Here is a 14,846-nt window from a genome sequence, read left to right on the forward strand (position 1 = left end):
GCCGCAGTCGAGATCGAATTTTTATTTATGTCTTTCGATGAAACTTTTGATTTGCGCCTTAGGAAGAGCTCCTATGATCTTATCCACCAATTGTCCGTCTTTGAAAAGTAGAAGGGTCGGCAAAGATTGGATATTTAATTTTTGTGCCGTGTCCTGGTTGTCGTCTACGTTTAATTTTTTAATTTTTAGAATATCGTTCATCTCTGACGAAAGCTCTTCCAGAACCGGGGAGACCATTCTGCAGGGACCGCACCATTCGGCCCAGCAATCCACTAGAACCATGCCCCCGTTAATCTCCGAGCTGAAAGTTGAATCGTTTATTTCGGTCAATGCCATGAGTTAGATTTTCTCCTGTTTTTTTCCCACTCTTTATAACAAATTGGACGGGTCTATTTCTTCTTTTTCTTCTTTTCCTTCTCAGCTTCTATCGCTTCTACCTTCTCTTTTAGGGATTCTATCAGGGTTTTTGTCTTCCCCAGATCTTCCGTTTCGCCTGTGGTTTGCAGGATTTTACGGTTTACCTCCAAAAGGGATATGGATTTTTTCAGATCCCCGGCGTCCTGAGTGGACAAATCGAATTTGGCGCGATATTCCTGAGCGGCAAAGTTACAAAGTTCCAGGATTAAATTATAGTGTTCCTGTCTGGGATAATAAAACGGATTTTCTAAGTCTCTTTCCTTCTCGAAAGCCCTAAAGTCAAAAAGATTCTTACTGAGTATGGCGATTTTGAAATGGATCTCCGGAAAACTCCATTTCCATTTGGAGTTGGAGCCGAACGCCTCGATCGTGTTCGTGGTGCAGGTCCTGAGCCCCTTTACGTAATTCAGTCTTTGGAGGGGATTAAATTCTATGATTTTAGCAAGAAGGTCCTTATTTTCCCCTAAACCGGACTCGAAGTCGGTTCCGACTACTTTCTCCATAAAGGAGATCGCGCTATAAATTTCTTTCCTCCCTTGGTTGAGGTAGGTATCCGATTTCAGATCCAGAATAGCGACAGAGATCTCATTGATCAGAAGACAGGTATTTATGTTTTTGATAGAATTTAAGGAAAGAGCCACATTGAAGTAAGGTTCCATTTTAGGATCTTTTCTGGATTGGGCTTTGAGAAGATTTCCTTCCTTCTTCAAATCCTCCAAAAATGCCCGAAAATCCGCCAGTTTTTCCTGGAATTCCTGCTTCTGTTCCTTAGTAAGAGCCATTAATTACACCTGCACATTTATCAAACTTCCGACAGAAAGGGCGTACATATAATCGGAATTGGGAGTATTCTCCGCTTTTTTCCGATCTTCTTCTTGTTCTTCCGCTCCGCCAGGTTCTCGAACTGGAAGAGGAACGGAGATGGAATCTAAGGGATTGGATTCTATTCTCATAAACTCGTCCGTTTTTGCCGTTCTATCTGAACCGAAGTCCCAATAGAATTATCGGCTTGTTCCTACTAACTATTTGACATATATTACAGAGGCAAAATCCTAACTAAGGAGATAGTATATGTACGCACCACTCGCATTTTTAAATTTAGGCCCTTGGGAAATCTTTTTCATACTAGGTTTAGCTCTCCTACTTTTCGGGGGCAAGCGACTTCCCTCTTTAGCAAAGGATTTAGGGGACGGAATCCGCCAATTTCGCAAATCTCTTTCCGGAGATTCCGAATCTGAATCTGCTAAAATCCAGGAACCTGAAACGAAACCGACGGCTCCAAGTTCTTCCCCTAAAAAATCCAAAAAATCCGCTTAATAATGAAAGGGGCCTTGGGGCCCTTTTATAACCGAGAAGGAATTCCAACCTTTCGATATGCCTTCTAAAAAAAAGCGCCTTTCAACTAGCGAAATGAAGTCACCTTCCATCTCTGCCTCAGAGGAAAGTCTTCCTCATGACAGAGAAAAGTTTATGACCCTGGGTGAACATTTAGAGGAATTACGTTCCGTTCTAATACGTTCCATTCTGGTATTTACAGTTTTCTTCGTAGTAGCTTTGTATTTCGGAGAAGAGCTCCATAAGATAGTCATTAAACCGTACAAGAACATTTTGGGAGAATCCGCGACATTCTACCAAATCAAACTCATGGCTCCTTTCATGGTTTATCTACGAACAGGATTTATGGTTTCTATCTTGATCACCTTTCCTTTCGCGTTAGCTTTTTTATGGGGATTTGTTTCTCCCGCATTGGAACCAAGAGCAGCAAGACTCGGAAAAGCACTAATCGCATTCTCCACCGTTCTATTTTGGCTGGGAGTTTGGTTATGCTGGGCCCAAGCATTTGAAAGTTTTTTAAAGATATTCTTAGTCACTGTTAGGCCTCTGGATATAGAAACCAAACTCCCTATAGACGAATACTATGACGTATTCTTCAATATGCATCTGATCTTCGGATTGTCTTTCCAACTTCCGGTGATCATGGTATTACTCGCTGCAGTCGGAATATTAAAACTTTCTTTTTTACTCAAACATTGGAGAGAAGCATTCATAGGGATCGCATTTGCGGCAGCGGTATTATCCCCCGGACCTGACGTGATCTCTATGTTGATGTTATTCGTTCCATTGTTGGTCTTGTTCGCAATCTCTTTGGTATTGATCGCAATCATAGAGAGGAAATGAATTGTTTCCGAATATCCAGTCCAAGCAGAAATTAGCATTCGCTTCTTTTACCGCTTCTTTCGTATTATTTTTATCTTATCTACTTTTGGATGATTTTCTTTTTGGAGAGGAGATCAGAAAAGAATTAAGAGCATTCGTTTGGATCCGCTTAAGTGTCGGACTTCTCTTTTCCGTTGCACTTGGAATACTCACCTACTATCTTTTAAACTTAAGTTTTAAATCCCTTAAATCCATTTCCCAACTTTTACAGAACTGGACTCAGGATGTGTATGAGGATTCGGGAGAAATAGAAAGAGAAGACGAACTAGGAGAACTTGCTAGACATTTCAGGATCGCTCTCTATCAGAAAAAGACCAAAGAAGAATCGGTTTCCCAAGAATCTTTAAACAAGAAAGAAAGAGAACTCTCCGACCAGATCCAGAAATTTTTTCATAAGATCAGACTTCATAAGATCAAAAACCTGGACATCACCGTTTTCCCTCGGTCTTCCGATAGTGGAGATGCGGATTATGCAAATATCATCCCGACTGCAGACGGTTGTTTCGGAGTGCTTGCGGGATTTCCAAACCATGGAGCGATTGAATCTTCTCTCAAGGTACGGATAGAAGGGATGATCTCCCTTGCTCAGGAAACTACGGGCCTAAGGGGAGAAGATCTACTCTATAAAATGGATCGTGCACTCAGATCCACACCTATCTCCTATCTAAGCCTTACACTTTTTTATTTAGAAACCAGAAATGGAGAAGCTGGTATCTTACAGTTCCAAAAACTTCCTGCACTTATTCATAAAAGTGGTAAAACGACTGCATTACCGATCTCTAAACAAGTATTCTTTGATTTCAGAAGTACTACAAGGGATGTTAAAAAGATCCAAGTCAGGCCGGGAGAATATTTGGTATTCCTAAGTGATAGACTGACTGAACTTACTAGTTCCGCCGGTGTAGCTCCACTTCTCATCCAGCTCCAAAACTGGAGTTCAGGGAGAGAATATAAAAACTCCAGAGAACTCACCTTGGATTTTGGAAGATTTCTAGAAATGGAATCCGGCAAAAAGGGACTCTCCAAAGCTGCGATCCTGACAGTTGGTAGAGTCAGGGATTAATATCACTGATAGACCGCGGGATAGTATAATTTTTTCTGAATAGAAGAAAAAAGAAAAACAGTTCTTCTTGCAGTCTGTCTAATTCTCTGGAAAATCAGTTCGGAAAATTCTCCGAATTCGGTTTTCGAATTTCTTCCTTCCACTTGAAATTCATCCAATATTAAATCCAAAACGAGGAACAAAATGATCCAAGCAAAAGGTTATGCTGCCGCTATTGCAAAGGCTCCCTTAGCACCTTTTCAATTCGATAGAAGAGATGCCAAAGACGAAGACGTAGTCATCGATATTCATTACTGCGGTATCTGTCATTCGGACATACACCAAGCAAGAGACGAATGGGGAGGATCTATCTTCCCTATGGTTCCCGGACATGAGATCACAGGTGTAGTATCAAAAGTAGGACCCAAGGTTACAAAGTTTAAAGTAGGAGATAAGGTAGGAGTCGGATGTTTTGTGGACTCTTGCAGAGAATGTGAACATTGCAAAGCAGGTTTGGAACAATTCTGCGAAACCGGAATGAGCGCCACCTACAATGGAAGAGAACAAGATAGAAAGACCCCTACTTATGGAGGATATTCCAATAAGATCGTAGTGGATCAGAATTATGTTTTAAGAATTCCTGATAATCTGCCATTGGATGCCGCAGCTCCTCTACTTTGTGCAGGGATCACTCTGTATTCTCCGCTTGCTCATTGGAAAGCAGGTCCAGGTAAAAAAGTAGCGATCATTGGACTTGGAGGACTTGGTCATATGGGTGTGAAGATCGCTCACGCACTCGGAGCAGAAGTTACAGTACTCAGCCAATCCAACAAAAAAGAAGCGGATGCAAAACGTTTAGGCGCGGATCATTTCTACGCAACTTCTGAGAAGAGTACATTCACTAAATTAAGAGGAAGTTTTGATCTGATCATCAATACTGTTTCTATGCCCCTAGACTGGAATGCTTATCTCAGCCTATTGAGGGTAGACGGTTCCATGGTAGTGGTCGGTGTTCCGGAAGAGCAGGTACCGATCGGAGCATTTTCCTTGATCGGTGGTCGTAAGAGTCTTGCCGGTTCTTTGATTGGAGGTATCGCGGAAACCCAAGAGATGTTGGACTTCTGCGGGAAACACAATATCACCAGTGACATTGAATTGATCCCTATCCAAAAAGTGAACGACGCTTATGAAAGAGTAGTCAAAAGCGACGTACGTTACAGATTTGTGATAGATATCGCCAGTCTGAATTAAAACTAAGTTTCGAACTGAAAAAAGAACTAAGCGATTTTTGGTTCTTTTTTCAGTATCAATTTCGGAGGCTTGGTTCCATTCACTGCATCTTCCGTTATGATCACTTCTTCCACGTCTTTGCGAGAAGGGATCTCATACATCAGATCCAGCATTAGATTTTCCACAATAGCACGAAGTCCCCTGGCACCAGACTCTCTTTCGATGGCAAGCTGAGCGATCTTATCGATAGCACCTTCTTCGAAGGAAAGTTTTACATTTTCCATTTCTAGGATCTTAGTGTATTGGCGTAAAATTGCGTTTTTAGGCTCTCTGAAAATACGTTTGAGCATTTCTACACTCAAGTCTTGCAGAGTGGCGATTACAGGCATACGACCTATAAATTCTGGGATCAGTCCGAACTTCATCAAGTCTTCTGGGATCACTCGAGCTAGGATCTCGCCCTTGCTCTCGTCTCTCAGGATTTTGCCGTCTTTTTCGTCGCTGCCGAATCCGATGGTTTTTACACCCGTCCTGGTCTTGATGATATTATCCAGGTCTACGAATGCTCCACCTAGAATGAATAGAATATTTTTAGTATCTACTTGCAGATACTCTTGGTGAGGATGTTTTCTTCCGCCCTGAGGAGGAACGTTCGCAACTGTCCCTTCTATAATTTTTAAAAGAGCTTGTTGTACACCTTCTCCACTCACGTCTCTTGTGATGGATGCGCTGTCTGATTTGCGAGCGATCTTATCTACCTCGTCTATGTAGATAATCCCTATTTCGGCTTTTTTGATATCGTTGTCCGCGTTTTGGATAAGTTTGAGGATGATGTTTTCCACATCTTCGCCCACATATCCTGCCTCGGTGAGCGCGGTTGCATCTACGATCGCAAATGGGACCTTAATGATCTTTGCAAGCGTTTGAGCTAACAAAGTTTTTCCGGAGCCTGTAGGTCCGATCAAAAGAATATTCGATTTTTCTAATTCGATATCCGCTTTTTTGTCTTTGAGATAGATTCTTTTGTAATGGTTATAAACCGCAACGGACAAAGCTTTTTTAGCATGGTCTTGTCCGATTACATATTGGTCTAGTATCGCTTTGATAGCGGCAGGGTTAGGGACTTCTCCCAAAAGTTCTGTGCGTTCTTTTTCCTGTTCAGGTTCTTCTGCAATGATCTCATTGCAAAGAGAGATACACTCGTCGCAAATATAAACACCTGGACCGGCAACCAGTCGCTTTACGGAATCTTGTTCTTTTCCGCAGAACGAACAAAATAATTTTTGTTTATTATTGGTTCCGGTCGGTTTTTTTGCCACGGGATCCCCCTATCAGTTCTTTTGACGCTCTATGGAAATTACGGAATCAATGATCCCGTATTTTTGGGCTTCTTCCGGAGTCATGTAAAGGTCTCTTTCGGTATCCTTTTGCACGTCTTCCACGGTCTTGCCCGTATGTTTAGCGTATAAACCGTTCAACACTTGTTTTAATTTCAGAACTTCCTTTGCTTGGATAGCGATATCGGAAGCCTGACCGGTAGCTCCTCCGGTAGGCTGGTGCATCATAATTCTGGAATGAGGAAGAGCGGATCTTTTGCCCTTTGCCCCTCCTGCCAGAAGAAGTGCCGCCATAGAGGAAGCTTGACCAATACATAGTGTACGAACGTCCGCTTTAATATACTGCATAGTATCGTAAATGGCAAGCCCGGAAGATACGTATCCGCCCGGGGAATTAATGTATAAATAGATATCCCTGTCGGGATTTTCTGCGTCCAAAAACAGTAATTGAGCGATGACTACGTTTGCGTAATCGTCAGAAATTGCGTCACCTAGAAAGATAATTCTATCTTTCAAGAGGCGGGAAAATACGTCATACCGCATTTCTCCGCGACCGGTTTGTTCTATAACTGTAGGGATTATTGCCATACTTCTCCAGTTTCCTTATTAGAAAGGAATTCCTTTAGCTGACGGATACTCATCTTCTCGTTGTATTTCTTTTCTACAAGCTGGAAGAGGGTATCGTCTATCTTTTTTGCTAAAAAATTGTCCCGGTAAGTTTCCAGAAGTTTACCTTTTTCCAACTCTTTTTTAAAATCGGCGTCAGACATACCGTATCTTGAGGCAAGAGTAGAGATTTCCCGATCGAAATCCTCTTCCGTCAAAACAATATTTTCAGCAGACGCGAGTTTCTGTCTGGAGAAATACCCTTTCAGTCTGTTTTCAGCTATGGTTTTGAAGGAATCCCGTACTTCTTCTAAAGGTTTTCCTACCATTTCCGCGTATTTTTCGATGCTTGGGATCTGTTCTTTCGGAATTCTAGCCTGGCCTCTTCCTAAAACATCTTGCATCATATTTTGATACACATGGTCGGATTCTTCGGTAAGATAAGATTCAGGGAATACGAACTTGGAATCTGCGACCAGTTCCTTGTAGATATCTTCCATCTTCTTCGATTTTACCGCTTCAGTATAATTCTTTTGTAGATCGGTTTTGATCTTGTCCTTCAAAGCTTGTAAAGAAGAAGAACCATCATACTCGCTAGCAAGATCATCGTCCAATTCAGGAAGAACTTCTTTATAGATCGCCTTTAAGGTCATGGCGAATTCCATCTTTTTGCCGGCAAGGTCTTCTCTTGGATAATCGCTTGGATACGTATAGAAGAAGTTCTTAGTTTCGCCGGTCTTGATCCCGAACAGATTATCGTCGAAACCAGGAAGATTATTCGGTTCTCCTAATTTATAATCGCTTGAACCGTTTTTAGCGTTCTTAGGCTCCTGCCCTTCTTCCTTCACTTCGAATTCCATGTCTACGATATCGCCGTTCTCGGCTCCCTCGCCTGGTTCTCTCAGAAGTTTTCTGGCAAGTTGTTTACGAACGAACTGAAGTTCTTCGGTGATATCCTCGTCGGTCACTTGCACTTCAGGAAGTTTGATCTTGATCTTTTTATATTTCCCTAAGGAAACTTCAGGATCAGTATCATAGACCGCAGTTGCCACTAAACTTTTTTCGGGAACATAGTCCTCGACTGTAAATTTAGGGAAACGAACAATCTTGTGTTCCAGTTTTCCTGAAAGTTCACTGACAGTCTCTAAAAGTAGAAGATTGATTGCGTCGTTTGCGACCGAGTCTCCCAAATGGCGTTTTACCATTTCGATCGGTGCCTTGCCGGGACGGAAGCCCGGTATCTTGAGATCCTTTTGTTTTTCTTTATAAGTCTTTTCGAACGCCTTTTCTAGATCGTTCTTATCAAAGGTTAACTTAAGGTCTACGGATGCGTTTTGATTTTTCTTTGTCTTGAATTCCATGGTCTCAGAAGACAGAAGGCGGAGGACGCCTACTGTAAGCGGGAAACGGGATTCGAACCCGCGACCCCCTCCTTGGCAAGGAGGTGCTCTACCACTGAGCTATTCCCGCATGGTTGGTAGAACCATGATTTCTCTCTCAGGGCCTATGTAAATCGGTTTTTGACCGGAAACTTAGGACTTTGGAGCCTTCAGATCCTCGGGAGAATTCAGATTGATAAAGGAAGATTTTTCCGCTTCTGAAACTTCTAAAAGACTAGGATTTCCCCTTTCGATCAGGATCTTAGGGGAAAATGAATTTAAGGCACCTTTTTGGAATTCTTGGAATAAAAACCCGAGATACTCGGAAGAATAAAGACCGCATAACGGTTCTATCCCTTCTTCCGTTTGATAAAAAACTCCAGAACCGATCATTTCTTTTTTAGAATATAACCTAGCCAAGGTTTTGATCCTCATATAAGGAAGGTCCACGGCTAAAACTAAGAAGTTCCGAATATTAGAGTCGTCCCGAAAAGGAAGAAAAGAACTGAAAATCCCTTGGAGAGGACCTTCAAGATCCGGAATGGAGTCGCTAATCAGGAATTCGTTTTCTATATGTTTGGAATATTCTGCTCTTTGTTCTTCCCGAATGGAAACACGAACGTTCTTACATAAGAATTTTAGTTTTTTATAAGATTCTACAAGAAAGAATTTTTGGCTTTTTAAGGATAAGAAGGCTTTATCTCTTCCCATTCTGGAACTTTTCCCGCCGGCAAGTACGATCCCTACAGTATCAATGACTCTCATGTACGCAGCCCTTCGACCACTGAGAAGAACCGTCTATATAAAATTCCTTTTTCCAGATCGGTACCTCGTGTTTTACTCGGTCTATGATATAACGGTTGGATTCATAGGCTTCCGCCCTATGCATGGAGCCGGTTTCTACAATCACAGCGATCTCGGAAATTTCCAATTTTCCGACTCTATGAATACAGTTTGCATGAAGAAGATCCCATTTTTTGCGAGCATCTGAAAGGATCCCTGCAATCATCTCATCTGCCATAGGAGCGTAAGCCTCGTATTCCAGATGTGTAACCTTCTTCCCTTCGTTTAGATTTCGGACAATCCCTGAGAATAAAACAAAACCGCCCATCTCAGGAATATCTGGTACATCAGAAGAAACAAAAATGGGAGAAGAAGAAATATAAGAATATGTTTCTAAAACTGACATATCAACCGCCGCTGGAAGGAGGAAGCACAGCTACTACCGAACCTTCTCTCAGTACAAAATCATCATTTACGATGGACTGGTTCACTGCGAACCTACTGACTTTTAGAATAGATTCAGATCCGGGATTTGTATGAGTGAGAATTTTACGAAGATTTAAAATAGAATCTCCTTCGGAGACTTCGATCTTTTTTAGATCCGGAAAATGATCTTTGACTGCGGCAAAAAATAAAAGTTGAATATCCATCTTATCCGCCTATATATTTCATAGAAAGTTCACTTCCGGTAAACTCGTTTTTTTTGGTTTTCATTGCCTGATCTAAGGAATGTTCCAACTCTGATTCATCTTCTGAAACTGGAAAAGAACGAAAATCGCTTAAACATCCGTAAATTTTTCCCAAATGGTCCATCCTGAGCCTATTACAACCGTCACAAAACGGTTCCGTATGATTTGCTATAATCCCAAATCTATAATTTTCAGAAGTGCAGTAATATTTTGCAGTGGATTCGATCGGAGTGTTCTCTGGTTCAAAATTAAATTCTTGGCCCAACTCTTCTTTCATCTTTGCTGCAGAGAAGAATAATTCAGAATGTTTTGCCCTAAGAGGCCCCATCTTCATCAGTTCCAGATACCGGATCGGAAGATTTCTTTCTCCTGCCCAGCGAAGAAGAGGACGTATCTGTTCTTCATTATAACCTTTCAATACGGTACAATTCAGTTTTACTTCGAGTCCTTCTTGGATGGCTTCTTCTATCCTGTTTAATAAGCGAATTACAGGAAGATTTTTTCCTGAGATCAATGAAAAGGATTCTTGAGAAAGAGAATCTAAGGAGAAGTTCATTCTATCCAGGCCCGCGAGTTTTAGATCCCGTATGAGACCGTCTCTAAAAAATCCGTTGGAGGTAAGAGCAATATTTGGGATCTTCTCCTCTTTTGCCACCTGGACCAATTTTGGAAGATCTTTATGAAGAGTGGGCTCTCCACCGGTCAAATGGATCTCTTTGAGTGATATTTTACGGGAAAGAAGAAGTATGTTTTTACGAAGAAGTTCCGCGCTTAGGAAAGAACCCTTTGCACCTTCTCCATTTAAGGCTGTGCCAGGAGCACAATACACACATCCGAATCCGCAAGAGGATGTAACACTCACTCTAAGAACTTCGAATTTTCGACCGTATGCGTCCACGATGTCCAAGCTTAGCATACCCGGACGCTTAAGAAAGCCAATTAAAAAGTCTTGTCGGACTTGTGAAAATATAAGATCCTTTCCTTAGATGAGTCCGGAACAGAAGAAGTATTTTTCCAGACAAACTAAATTGCCATTTTTAGGAGAATCCGGCCAAAAAGGACTTCTCCAAAAATCTGTATTGGTGATCGGTCTCGGAGGTTTAGGCTCTCCTGCTTCTTTACATTTGGCAACCGCTGGAGTGGGAAGATTAGGTCTTTGGGACTTTGATACTGTAGAACTGAGTAATCTTCATAGGCAAACCGCATTCACTCTTTCCGATATTGGAAGAAAAAAAACGGATATTACTAAGGAATACATACAAGCGCGAGTCCCAGGTATCCAGATAGAAACATTCAATAGGATTTTTTCGGAAAAGATTGATCCAAGTATATTCAAAAATTGGGATATTGTTCTGGATTGCACCGACCAAGTCCAAGCAAAATACACGATCAATAGATTCTGCATTCAAAATCACCGACCGCTCGTCACAGCTTCCGTTTTTAGGACAAGTGCACAAGTAGCGATCTTTTCTCCCCAAGGAAAACCGTGTTATAAATGTTTATATCCGAATTTAGAAGGATCCGAACTTCTTTCCTGCGAAGACGGAGGAGTTTTAGGGATCCAAACTGCAATTGCAGGTTTATACCAGGCATCCTTTGCGATCCAATATTTACTCTTTCCGGAAAAATCCCCTACTCGTTCTGCATTCCAATTGGAATGGGAGTCTCCATTACTTTATGAAACTTTTTTAGAAGCGGATCCGAACTGTACAGAATGTGGAAGCGGTAAAAGAGAAGAACTTACCTCTCAAGATGAGATCGATCTTTCTTATTGGAAAGAATGGAAGAAGGACCCGAAATATATCTTATTAGATGTAAGAGAATCCGAAGAAAGAAAAGAAATACCGATAGGAAATTCGGTGTTTTCTCCTCTTTCGGAACTTTCCATAGACACTGCATTAAGTTTTTCTAAAGAAAAGATCTATATTACAATTTGTGAATCAGGTATACGATCCAAAAAAGCAGCCAAGATCTTAAAAGAGGCAGGACTCACCGCATATTCTCTACAGGGTGGAAGGAAAATTTTAGCGTTAGAAGAGATTCTTTAAGAATAAGGATCAGAGTTAAAATTGTTTTCGAATAAGTAGATAAGCTATTATGCAAACTGTTCCAAATTGAAGCAAAAATCGTGATAAAAGGATTCCAGTTAGCCGAAAAGAAAAATTTCCTCTCTTATCATTTAACTTTTCTTTTATTTCGTTCAAAGCATCTTTGTCCCATCCAAAACATTCAAACCAAATCACTTTTCCTGAGATCGTTTCCAGCGCTATCGTACTCATCAATTGATAATATTGTAGATATACAGATTTGATTTCATCTTTACTAAAATTCCCTAAAGACAAAATCCGATTTTTAGAGTATTGTTTATATAAGAACTTTTCATCGGTAATTAGAATCTCTAAATTTGGGCTAAAAATCCCAACGACCACTCTTACTAAAACCAAGGAAATGACTATAAAAATTAATAAGACAACGGAATTCTCTGTAGGAAAAAGGTTTAATAGAATGAACAAGACAATCACTCTCAAGACTATGATAAGCGAATCTACAAAAAAGGATTGGGATCTAAATTTGTAACTTTTGCTTTTTTCCATTCTTACTAACTATAAATAAACTATTCTTTAATAAATAACTTTATCTTAGGACTTATTTAATAAGTCTCCATTCACCATAACAAATCAAGAATAAGAATCAAATTCCATTCTTCTTGCAGTAAATTCTGCGATCTTTCTCCCTACTAATTTTTCCACCAAATACAAGGACATTAAAATCCCTCTGGAGACTCCGCCCGAAGTGAGAATATGTCCATGATCAATAAACTTTTCGTTAACTACTTTTTTGATCTTAGGATAATTTTTACGCAAAGTTTCTTGGTCCATCCAATGAGTGGTGACTTCCATACCGTCAAGAATGCCTGCTTCGGCGAGTAAAAACGCACCAGTACAGATAGAAGCTAAGATCTTTACCTTAGGCTCCATTTCCTTGATCCAATTGAGTAATTTCCTATTATGGATTTCTATTTCTTCTGCGCCGTATCCTCCAGGGATGACTAAAATATCCGGTACACCTGCCTCTTCTAAAGTTAGATGAGGAAATACAGGAAAACGATTCCTTGCATGTAGTAGCTCCTTCTTCTCTGCAACTATGAAAACTTTGAATAATTTTTCCTTATTTTCATTCTCAGTGATGGAAAAGACTTCATAAGGACCGGAAAGATCCAGAACTTCCACTTCGTTAAACGCCAAAATATGAACTACAATCGGCTCCATAATCCCTCTCTGTCATATTCTTAACTACAAAGGATTTCGAAAATAATTTCCTAAAAAAGTACTTGCTTATTTCAAATATATAACCATATGGTTATATAAAATATGAATCATGCACTTAGTAAGTCTGATCGATTGGATGCAACTTTTGCCGCCCTCTCAGACCCGACCAGAAGGGCGATACTGGCACGTTTAGCGGATGGAGAGGTTTCCGTCATGGATTTGGCCAAACCATTCTCCATGAGCCAACCTGCAATTTCTAAACATCTAAAGGTTTTAGAAAGAGCGGGACTCATTTCCGGGATCAAAAACGCGCAGAAAAGATTACGCAAAATAGAGGCCAAACCTCTGGCGGAGGCCACTGAATGGTTGGAAAATTATAGAAAATTCTGGGAAGGAAGATTCAATCAATTGGATTCACTTATAGAAGAATTAAAACTTTCTAAACAAACTTCCCCTAAACGTAAAAATAAAAAAGGAGAATAGAATGAGCTTTGTTGGAACCTTAAAGGTAGAAGCTAAAGGAGATAGAGAACTAGTAATGACTCGGGAGTTTAATGCCGAGAAAGATCTGGTATTCGACTGTTTTACGAAACCTGAATTAATCAAACGCTGGTTATACGGTCCGGATGGCTGGAGCCTAGATGTATGCACAGTAGATCTGAAAGTTGGCGGAAAATATAGATATGTTTGGAAATATCTAAAAGACGGATCTACAATGGGAGCCGGGGGAACTTATAAGGAAATTTCAGGACCAGACAGACTCGTTCAGACTGAATCTTTTGACGAGGCATGGTATCCTGGAGAAGCTTTGCTAACAACTACGTTTGTCGAAAAATCCGGCAGAACATATATTACGATCAATATTCTATATGAAACCAAAGAAGGAAGAGACACGGTAATCAAATCTCCGATGGAAGGCGGAGCCGCCCAAAGTTATAATCGTCTGGAAACTTTGCTGAATACTCTTACTGAAAGCCCACAAGGAAGAAAATAATCATGAATACAAAAACAATTTCGATCTTAAAAAGTATTGGAGCCGTTTTTACGGGAATTCTGATCAACGTTATACCTGCTACAACGATAGACGCAGTATTACATGTTACTAATTGTTATCCTCCGATGGGAGAAAGGATGTCCGACAGTCTATTCCTTCTTGCGAGTTCCTATCGTTTGGCACTTGCAATTCTTGGGGGCTATTTTACGGCAAAACTTTCTCCTTATAGTCCGATGGGGCACGTGATCACATTAGGTGTCATAGGTACGATCGCAAGCACTTTGGGTCATATACAAATGGGAGACCAAGGTCCCGCATGGTATTCTATCGGACTCATCGTAATTTCTATCCCATTGTCTTTGTTAGGTGGATTCATTTACCTAAAGCGTAGAGGATAAGAACATGCAAAAAGCTACCCCATTTTTAATGTTCGATAAGGGCTTGGAAGAAGCACTCCAATTCTATTCTGGTATATTCAAAAATATGAAAATAGAAAAGCTTACAAAACTAGGCGGCGGAATGGTCTCTGCAAGTTTTGTGATAGAAGGCCAAAAATTTTTAGCTTTCACCGGAGGTCCTCATTTTCAATTTTCGGAAGCGTTTTCCATCTATATCAGCGCAGAGACTCAAGAAGAAATAGACAATCTGTATGAAAAACTTTCCGCGGGTGGGATCAAACAACCCTGCGGTTGGGTAAAAGATAAATTCGGTCTATCTTGGCAGATCATTCCTCCCCTTTTGGAAAAATATCTATATGATAAAGACCAGGAGAAGGCGCAAAGAGTCATGCAGGCAATGCTACAAATGTATAAGATAGAGATCTCTAAACTGCAGGAAGCTTACGATAAAAACTGAGTTTTACCTCCGCCCTTGATTTGGGCGG

At 40.7% G+C, this 14,846-nt stretch carries 21 protein-coding genes and 1 tRNA gene; 9 read left to right on the plus strand and 13 right to left on the minus strand.

Going from position 1 to position 14,846, the window contains the following annotated elements:
- Positions 1-21: 21 nt before the first annotated feature.
- Genes trxA through LPTSP_RS19070 form a run of 3 tightly spaced genes read right to left on the minus strand, consistent with a single transcriptional unit; the run spans position 22 to position 1,370 of the window.
- Positions 22-336: a thioredoxin gene (trxA, locus tag LPTSP_RS04350; RefSeq protein ID WP_008592903.1), complete on the minus strand. Its 315-nt coding sequence runs from the start codon at positions 334-336 to the stop codon at positions 22-24.
- 53 nt (positions 337-389) lie between these two features.
- Positions 390-1,199: a hypothetical protein gene (locus LPTSP_RS04355; RefSeq protein WP_108927608.1), complete on the minus strand. Its 810-nt coding sequence runs from the start codon at positions 1,197-1,199 to the stop codon at positions 390-392.
- A gap of 3 nt (positions 1,200-1,202) precedes the next feature.
- A complete protein-coding gene (locus tag LPTSP_RS19070) occupies positions 1,203-1,370 on the minus strand; it encodes a hypothetical protein (protein WP_167396409.1) in 168 nt (55 codons plus the stop codon).
- Between the two features lie 118 nt (positions 1,371-1,488).
- Between LPTSP_RS19070 and LPTSP_RS04360 the strand changes: the two genes are divergently transcribed.
- The 4 genes from LPTSP_RS04360 (at position 1,489) to LPTSP_RS04380 (ending at position 4,927) form a co-directional block, all read left to right on the plus strand.
- Positions 1,489-1,734, plus strand: coding sequence for a Sec-independent protein translocase subunit TatA/TatB (locus tag LPTSP_RS04360; protein ID WP_108927609.1), 246 nt, complete (start codon positions 1,489-1,491; stop codon positions 1,732-1,734).
- A gap of 57 nt (positions 1,735-1,791) precedes the next feature.
- Complete coding sequence (gene tatC, locus LPTSP_RS04365) at positions 1,792-2,595, plus strand: twin-arginine translocase subunit TatC (RefSeq protein WP_108927610.1); 804 nt, start codon at positions 1,792-1,794, stop codon at positions 2,593-2,595.
- A 1-nt stretch (position 2,596) separates the two neighbouring features.
- Entirely contained in the window at positions 2,597-3,697 is a 1,101-nt protein-coding gene (gene rktP, locus LPTSP_RS04370; protein ID WP_108927611.1) for an Arg-Lys translocation region protein phosphatase RktP, read from the plus strand.
- 183 nt (positions 3,698-3,880) lie between these two features.
- The gene (locus LPTSP_RS04380; protein ID WP_108927613.1) at positions 3,881-4,927 is read left to right on the plus strand and encodes an NAD(P)-dependent alcohol dehydrogenase; all 1,047 of its coding nucleotides are present in this window, start codon (positions 3,881-3,883) and stop codon (positions 4,925-4,927) included.
- Between the two features lie 26 nt (positions 4,928-4,953).
- Here LPTSP_RS04380 and clpX read toward each other — a convergent pair whose 3' ends face one another.
- The 8 genes from clpX to LPTSP_RS04420 form a co-directional block, all read right to left on the minus strand.
- Positions 4,954-6,225 carry an ATP-dependent Clp protease ATP-binding subunit ClpX gene (gene clpX / locus LPTSP_RS04385; RefSeq protein WP_108927614.1) on the minus strand — a complete coding sequence of 424 codons (1,272 nt, stop codon included), beginning with the start codon at positions 6,223-6,225 and terminating at the stop codon, positions 4,954-4,956.
- Between the two features lie 12 nt (positions 6,226-6,237).
- Positions 6,238-6,831 (minus strand): ATP-dependent Clp endopeptidase proteolytic subunit ClpP, encoded by a 594-nt coding sequence (clpP, locus tag LPTSP_RS04390; protein WP_108927615.1) that lies wholly within the window; start codon positions 6,829-6,831, stop codon positions 6,238-6,240.
- On the minus strand, positions 6,822-8,210 hold the full coding sequence (gene tig / locus LPTSP_RS04395) for a trigger factor (RefSeq protein WP_108927616.1): 1,389 nt from the start codon (positions 8,208-8,210) through the stop codon (positions 6,822-6,824). The genes clpP and tig overlap by 10 nt, the downstream gene beginning before the upstream one ends.
- Before the next feature lie 37 nt (positions 8,211-8,247).
- Positions 8,248-8,319: transfer RNA gene (locus tag LPTSP_RS04400), tRNA-Gly, on the minus strand.
- A gap of 62 nt (positions 8,320-8,381) precedes the next feature.
- Positions 8,382-8,993 carry a molybdenum cofactor guanylyltransferase gene (locus LPTSP_RS04405; RefSeq protein ID WP_108927617.1) on the minus strand — a complete coding sequence of 204 codons (612 nt, stop codon included), beginning with the start codon at positions 8,991-8,993 and terminating at the stop codon, positions 8,382-8,384.
- Entirely contained in the window at positions 8,980-9,417 is a 438-nt protein-coding gene (locus tag LPTSP_RS04410) for a molybdenum cofactor biosynthesis protein MoaE (protein ID WP_108927618.1), read from the minus strand. The genes LPTSP_RS04405 and LPTSP_RS04410 overlap by 14 nt, the downstream gene beginning before the upstream one ends.
- 1 nt (position 9,418) lies before the next feature.
- Entirely contained in the window at positions 9,419-9,661 is a 243-nt protein-coding gene (locus LPTSP_RS04415) for a MoaD/ThiS family protein (RefSeq protein WP_108927619.1), read from the minus strand.
- A gap of 1 nt (position 9,662) precedes the next feature.
- The gene (locus LPTSP_RS04420) at positions 9,663-10,607 is read right to left on the minus strand and encodes a radical SAM protein (RefSeq protein WP_108927815.1); all 945 of its coding nucleotides are present in this window, start codon (positions 10,605-10,607) and stop codon (positions 9,663-9,665) included.
- A 79-nt stretch (positions 10,608-10,686) separates the two neighbouring features.
- Between LPTSP_RS04420 and LPTSP_RS04425 the strand changes: the two genes are divergently transcribed.
- Positions 10,687-11,748, plus strand: coding sequence for a HesA/MoeB/ThiF family protein (locus LPTSP_RS04425; RefSeq protein WP_108927620.1), 1,062 nt, complete (start codon positions 10,687-10,689; stop codon positions 11,746-11,748).
- A 15-nt stretch (positions 11,749-11,763) separates the two neighbouring features.
- On the opposite strand, the gene LPTSP_RS04430 is transcribed toward LPTSP_RS04425, so the two are convergent.
- Positions 11,764-12,213: a hypothetical protein gene (locus tag LPTSP_RS04430; protein WP_135354748.1), complete on the minus strand. Its 450-nt coding sequence runs from the start codon at positions 12,211-12,213 to the stop codon at positions 11,764-11,766.
- Between the two features lie 165 nt (positions 12,214-12,378).
- Positions 12,379-12,969: a DJ-1/PfpI family protein gene (locus tag LPTSP_RS04435; protein WP_108927622.1), complete on the minus strand. Its 591-nt coding sequence runs from the start codon at positions 12,967-12,969 to the stop codon at positions 12,379-12,381.
- A gap of 102 nt (positions 12,970-13,071) precedes the next feature.
- On the opposite strand from LPTSP_RS04435, the gene LPTSP_RS04440 reads away from it, so the two are divergent.
- Genes LPTSP_RS04440 through LPTSP_RS04455 form a run of 4 tightly spaced genes read left to right on the plus strand, consistent with a single transcriptional unit; the run spans position 13,072 to position 14,818 of the window.
- Positions 13,072-13,452: an ArsR/SmtB family transcription factor gene (locus LPTSP_RS04440; protein WP_108927623.1), complete on the plus strand. Its 381-nt coding sequence runs from the start codon at positions 13,072-13,074 to the stop codon at positions 13,450-13,452.
- Position 13,453: 1 nt separating this feature from the next.
- Complete coding sequence (locus LPTSP_RS04445) at positions 13,454-13,963, plus strand: SRPBCC family protein (RefSeq protein WP_108927624.1); 510 nt, start codon at positions 13,454-13,456, stop codon at positions 13,961-13,963.
- 2 nt (positions 13,964-13,965) lie between these two features.
- The gene (locus tag LPTSP_RS04450; protein WP_108927625.1) at positions 13,966-14,361 is read left to right on the plus strand and encodes a hypothetical protein; all 396 of its coding nucleotides are present in this window, start codon (positions 13,966-13,968) and stop codon (positions 14,359-14,361) included.
- A 4-nt stretch (positions 14,362-14,365) separates the two neighbouring features.
- On the plus strand, positions 14,366-14,818 hold the full coding sequence (locus LPTSP_RS04455) for a VOC family protein (RefSeq protein WP_108927626.1): 453 nt from the start codon (positions 14,366-14,368) through the stop codon (positions 14,816-14,818).
- Positions 14,819-14,846 lie beyond the last annotated feature (28 nt).

The sequence above is a fragment of the Leptospira johnsonii genome, assembly GCF_003112675.1.
GTDB classification, from domain to species: Bacteria; Spirochaetota; Leptospiria; order Leptospirales; family Leptospiraceae; genus Leptospira_B; species Leptospira_B johnsonii.

Coding starts and splice junctions, on each gene's coding strand:
- LPTSP_RS04455 (WP_108927626.1), top strand. CDS start 14,366: ATGCAAAAAGCTACCCCATTTTTAATGTTCGATAAGGGCTTGGAAGAA.
- LPTSP_RS04380 (WP_108927613.1), top strand. CDS start 3,881: ATGATCCAAGCAAAAGGTTATGCTGCCGCTATTGCAAAGGCTCCCTTA.
- LPTSP_RS04450 (WP_108927625.1), top strand. CDS start 13,966: ATGAATACAAAAACAATTTCGATCTTAAAAAGTATTGGAGCCGTTTTT.
- trxA (WP_008592903.1), bottom strand. CDS start 336: ATGGCATTGACCGAAATAAACGATTCAACTTTCAGCTCGGAGATTAAC.
- tig (WP_108927616.1), bottom strand. CDS start 8,210: ATGGAATTCAAGACAAAGAAAAATCAAAACGCATCCGTAGACCTTAAG.
- LPTSP_RS04415 (WP_108927619.1), bottom strand. CDS start 9,661: ATGGATATTCAACTTTTATTTTTTGCCGCAGTCAAAGATCATTTTCCG.
- LPTSP_RS04425 (WP_108927620.1), top strand. CDS start 10,687: ATGAGTCCGGAACAGAAGAAGTATTTTTCCAGACAAACTAAATTGCCA.
- LPTSP_RS04405 (WP_108927617.1), bottom strand. CDS start 8,993: ATGAGAGTCATTGATACTGTAGGGATCGTACTTGCCGGCGGGAAAAGT.
- LPTSP_RS04445 (WP_108927624.1), top strand. CDS start 13,454: ATGAGCTTTGTTGGAACCTTAAAGGTAGAAGCTAAAGGAGATAGAGAA.
- LPTSP_RS04360 (WP_108927609.1), top strand. CDS start 1,489: ATGTACGCACCACTCGCATTTTTAAATTTAGGCCCTTGGGAAATCTTT.
- LPTSP_RS04440 (WP_108927623.1), top strand. CDS start 13,072: ATGAATCATGCACTTAGTAAGTCTGATCGATTGGATGCAACTTTTGCC.
- tatC (WP_108927610.1), top strand. CDS start 1,792: ATGCCTTCTAAAAAAAAGCGCCTTTCAACTAGCGAAATGAAGTCACCT.
- LPTSP_RS04410 (WP_108927618.1), bottom strand. CDS start 9,417: ATGTCAGTTTTAGAAACATATTCTTATATTTCTTCTTCTCCCATTTTT.
- LPTSP_RS04355 (WP_108927608.1), bottom strand. CDS start 1,199: ATGGCTCTTACTAAGGAACAGAAGCAGGAATTCCAGGAAAAACTGGCG.
- LPTSP_RS19070 (WP_167396409.1), bottom strand. CDS start 1,370: ATGAGAATAGAATCCAATCCCTTAGATTCCATCTCCGTTCCTCTTCCA.
- LPTSP_RS04435 (WP_108927622.1), bottom strand. CDS start 12,969: ATGGAGCCGATTGTAGTTCATATTTTGGCGTTTAACGAAGTGGAAGTT.
- clpP (WP_108927615.1), bottom strand. CDS start 6,831: ATGGCAATAATCCCTACAGTTATAGAACAAACCGGTCGCGGAGAAATG.